The sequence below is a fragment of the Stenotrophomonas sp. 3diitr2024 genome, from assembly GCF_042136455.1.
Taxonomy (GTDB): domain Bacteria; phylum Pseudomonadota; class Gammaproteobacteria; order Xanthomonadales; family Xanthomonadaceae; genus Stenotrophomonas; species Stenotrophomonas sepilia.
The window spans coordinates 1-3,763 of the sequence record NZ_JBHHMJ010000685.1 but is presented as its reverse complement, the minus strand read 5'-3'; the positions used below and the strand labels follow the sequence as shown (position 1 = coordinate 3,763).

Genomic DNA, 3,763 nt, shown 5'->3' with positions numbered 1-3,763 from the left:
ACCTTGTAGAGCCGAGCCTACGCTCGGCTGCAATGCATCAAAGCAGCGCCAGGTACCCGCGCACGGTGGCATCCAGCCCGTCATACAGTGCCTCGCCGATCAGCGCGTGGCCAATCGACACCTCCAGCACGTCCGGCACGTGGCCCAGGAAATCGCGCAGGTTGTCCTGCGACAGGTCATGGCCGGCGTTGACGCCCAGGCCCACCGCCTGCGCCCGCCGCGCCGCAGTGGCGAACAGTTCGAGCATTGCCGCAGCGTCGCCCGCCGCATGCGCCTCTGCGTAGGGGCCGGTGTACAACTCGATGCGGTCGGCACCGACCTCGGCGGCCTGCTCCAGCGACGGGTTGCCCGCATCCACGAACAGGCTGACCCGGCAGCCCATCGCCTTCAGTTGGGCAATCAACGGGCGCAAGCGCTCGGCGTCGCGTTCGAAGTCGAAACCGTGGTCGGAGGTGATCTGGCCATCGCCGTCGGGCACCAGGGTGGCCTGCGCCGGACGGGTCTGTTCGCACAGCGGCAGCAGCCCCGGGTACCCCTCGCGCGGCGGCGCAAATGGATTGCCCTCGATGTTGAATTCCACGCCACGCGCGCCGGTCAACGTGGACAGGGCCAGCACGTCCTCGGCGGTGATGTGGCGGCGGTCCGGCCGCGGATGCACGGTGATGCCATGCGCGCCGGCATCCAGGCAGGCCTGGGCGGCGCGCACCACGTCCGGTTCGGCACCGCCGCGCGAATTGCGCAGGACGGCGATCTTGTTGACGTTGACGCTGAGCTGGGTCATGGAACGGAACTACTTGGAAAGAGGGGACGGATCGTTGTCGTTGGCGTCATCGTTGCGGCGCGCCTGGGCCTGCTCGCGCAGGCGGCGCAGTTCCTCGGCATCGATCAGGGTGGCCGGGTCGCGCTGCAGGTCGCCGAAACGGGCCACGTAACGACCGCGTACCCAGGCCAGCAGGAAGCCGAGCGCAGCCAGCAGGCACAGGGTCATCAACCCCGCGCTTGGGGTCTTCAGCGCGAAGGCAAAGCAGCCCAGCGCCAGCAGCAGGTACAACCAGTACATAGTCGGGCTCCCCGGATGATCGCCGCAGTGTAGCGCTGCGTCAGAGCAGCGGCGAGGCCAGCCGGGCGAAGGCCTCGGGCAGGCGGTGCAGCCACAGCGAGCGCCCGGCCTGGTCATGCACCCGCGTGGCGCGATCGAATTCACCCTGCAGCAGCTCGGCCAGGGCTGCCACGCGGTCCCGGTCGCTGATCATCATCGACAGCTCGAAGTTCAGGCGGAAGCTGCGGTGGTCGAAGTTGGCACTGCCGACAATGCAGACGTCGTCGTCGGCGATGAACGCCTTGGTGTGCAGCATGCGCGGGCCGTACTCGTAGATCTTCACGCCGGCATGCAACAGTTCGTCGAAGTACGAGCGCGCGGCCTGGGTGACGAACCAGGAATCGCTCATTTTCGGTACCAGCAGGCGCACGTCCAGGCCGCCCAGCGCGGCCGAAGTCAGCGCCATCCGCGCCGCTTCACCCGGCACGAAATAGGGCGTCACCAGCCACACCCGCTCGTGCGCTTCCTGGATGGCGGCGACGTGCAGCCGGTGGATCGTCTCCCAGCCCGAATCCGGGCCGGACACCAATACCTGCGCGTTGATCGCGCCATCCCCGCGCAGCGGCATATCGGCCGGCCACAGGCGGGCGATATCCATCCGCGAGGGTTCCTGGCCACTGGCGTAGAGCCAGTCCTCGGCGAACACCAGCTGCAGACTGCGCACCACATGACCGCGGATGCGCATGTGCAGGTCGCGATAAGCGTCGGGCCTGCGGCTTTCGTCTTCCTCGTCGGTGATGTTGATGCCGCCAGTGAAGGCCAGGCGGCCATCGACAATCACCAGCTTGCGGTGCGTGCGCAGGTTCAGCCACGGGCGCTTGAACGGTTTCAGCAGCTGCCGTGGGTGGAACCAGATCGCTTCACCGCCAGCCTCGAGCAGGGGCTGCAGGAAACGGCGGGGCAGGGCGGATGAGCCCACCGCATCCAGCAGCAGGCGCACCTGCACACCGGCGCGTGCGCGCTCGACCAGGGCATCGCGCAGGGCGGTGCCTGCGTGATCCGGATTGAAGATGTAGTACTCCAGATGGATGTGATCGTGCGCCTGTGCAACGGCTTCCAGCAAGGCCGCGTAGGTCGCCGCACCGTCCACCAGCCACGTCACTTCGGTGGCACTGCTTGGGGCCAGTCCGGTCGTAGCCTGGGCAACCTTGGCCAGTTCGGTGCAGTCCGAATCGGGCGGGCAGACATCGCTGTAGTGCTCCATGCCCGAGCGTGCACGGCCACGACGCAGCCGTTGCCGCTTCACCTTCTGCGGGCCCAGCAGGTAGTAGATGAAGAGCCCGAGATAGGGGAGCAGTGCCAACGAAAGGATCCAGCTCAGCGTGGCCACCGGCTCGCGCTTCTGCAGCATGATCCAGCCCGCCAGCGCGAACAGGTACAGCAGGTAAGCCACCGCCAGGATCGTGCCGAGGTGGGCGATACCGTCGAGCCAATGGCGCAGGGAATCGAAGAGGGCAAGCATGCGCCGATCATAGCGGCGCATGCTGCCGGATGGGGTCAGATCCCTTTTCCGAAGGAAAGGCGATCTGACCCCATCCCATGTGCCAGGACGAGATCCCATGTGCCAGGACGAGAACAAAAAAAAACGCCCCTGTCTCCAGGGGCGTCTGCAGTCGCGTCATGACTGTTGTGTTGCGGTGTCGCGTTTACTGCTGCACAAAACCGATCTTCTTCATCTGAGCATTCTTCGCGGCGGCCAGAACCTTGGCCATCACGTCGTACTCGGAATCCGGGCTGGCGTCGATGCGCAGTTCCGGCTGGTTGGTCGGGTCACGCTGGACCTCCTGCTCCATCCGCTGCTGCAGCTCGCTGGTATTGATCGGGCTGTTGTTCCACGAGACCTGGTTGCTGGCGTCGATCTTCAGTTCGATCGGCGGCGGCGGTTCGACCAGCTGCGGCGGTGGGTTGAGCACGCGCTGCGGCAGGTCCACGGCGATCGGGTACGTCATGATCGGCGCGGTCACGATGAAGATGATCAGCAGAACCAGCATCACGTCCACGAGGGGCGTGACGTTGATGTCTGCCATGGGGCCCTTGCCACCACCACTACTGAATGCCATGGCTTATTGCCCCTTTTCTTTGGTCGCAACGAAGCCGACGTCCAGCATGCCCTGTTCCTGCGCGACCTTGGTCAGGTCGTTGATGACGCGCATCTTGGTGGTGCGGTCACCACGCAGGTTCAGCGGCGGCTGCGGGGTCTGCTGTGCGGCGGTCGCCAAGCGGGACTCGAGAGTCTGCTTGTTGATTTCTTCGTCGTTCCAGTAGATCGAGCCGTCTTCCTTGACTGCCAGCGTGATCGGGTTGGGACGCTTTTCAGCATCTTCCGGCTTCTGGATCAGGTTGGCTTCCGGCAGATCCACCTTGACCTTGTGGGACATCAGGGGCGCCGTGATGATGAAGATGATCAGCAGCACCAGCATCACGTCCACGAGGGGCGTAACGTTGATGTCGGCCATGGGGCCGCCGCTGTTACCACTACTGAAAGCCATAACGGGCTCCGTCTAGATCTTGGTGACTACTTACTTCGTCGCTGGGTGACGCGCGCCGCAATCAGCGGACGCGCGAACCGGTGGCGAAGAAGTCGTGCAGGTCGTGCGCGAAGGTATCGAACTTGCTGATGGTCGCGCTGTTGATCTTGCTGAAGAAGTTGAAGGCGAACACGGC

General features: G+C 64.9%; 5 protein-coding genes and 1 pseudogene. All 6 read right to left on the bottom strand.

The window, feature by feature from the left end:
- Positions 1 to 37: 37 nt before the first annotated feature.
- Complete coding sequence (locus ABGA94_RS17575; protein ID WP_134956026.1) at positions 38 to 781, bottom strand: pyridoxine 5'-phosphate synthase; 744 nt, start codon at positions 779 to 781, stop codon at positions 38 to 40.
- Positions 782 to 790: 9 nt separating this feature from the next.
- Positions 791 to 1,060, bottom strand: a complete 270-nt coding sequence (locus ABGA94_RS17570; RefSeq protein ID WP_005421192.1) for a hypothetical protein — start codon at positions 1,058 to 1,060, stop codon at positions 791 to 793.
- A gap of 40 nt (positions 1,061 to 1,100) precedes the next feature.
- On the bottom strand, positions 1,101 to 2,561 hold the full coding sequence (gene cls, locus ABGA94_RS17565; protein WP_049413411.1) for a cardiolipin synthase: 1,461 nt from the start codon (positions 2,559 to 2,561) through the stop codon (positions 1,101 to 1,103).
- 184 nt (positions 2,562 to 2,745) lie between these two features.
- Positions 2,746 to 3,159 (bottom strand): biopolymer transporter ExbD, encoded by a 414-nt coding sequence (locus tag ABGA94_RS17560; RefSeq protein ID WP_005411740.1) that lies wholly within the window; start codon positions 3,157 to 3,159, stop codon positions 2,746 to 2,748.
- 3 nt (positions 3,160 to 3,162) lie between these two features.
- Positions 3,163 to 3,588, bottom strand: a complete 426-nt coding sequence (locus ABGA94_RS17555; RefSeq protein ID WP_005421196.1) for a biopolymer transporter ExbD — start codon at positions 3,586 to 3,588, stop codon at positions 3,163 to 3,165.
- A 61-nt stretch (positions 3,589 to 3,649) separates the two neighbouring features.
- A pseudogene (locus tag ABGA94_RS17550) lies at positions 3,650 to 3,763 on the bottom strand (MotA/TolQ/ExbB proton channel family protein); the annotation flags it as partial.

What these genes read in the sequence shown, in the direction of transcription:
- ABGA94_RS17575 (WP_134956026.1), bottom strand. Translation starts at nt 781, where the DNA reads ATGACCCAGCTCAGCGTCAACGTCAACAAGATCGCCGTCCTGCGCAAT.
- ABGA94_RS17570 (WP_005421192.1), bottom strand. Translation starts at nt 1,060, where the DNA reads ATGTACTGGTTGTACCTGCTGCTGGCGCTGGGCTGCTTTGCCTTCGCG.
- cls (WP_049413411.1), bottom strand. Translation starts at nt 2,561, where the DNA reads ATGCTTGCCCTCTTCGATTCCCTGCGCCATTGGCTCGACGGTATCGCC.
- ABGA94_RS17560 (WP_005411740.1), bottom strand. Translation starts at nt 3,159, where the DNA reads ATGGCATTCAGTAGTGGTGGTGGCAAGGGCCCCATGGCAGACATCAAC.
- ABGA94_RS17555 (WP_005421196.1), bottom strand. Translation starts at nt 3,588, where the DNA reads ATGGCTTTCAGTAGTGGTAACAGCGGCGGCCCCATGGCCGACATCAAC.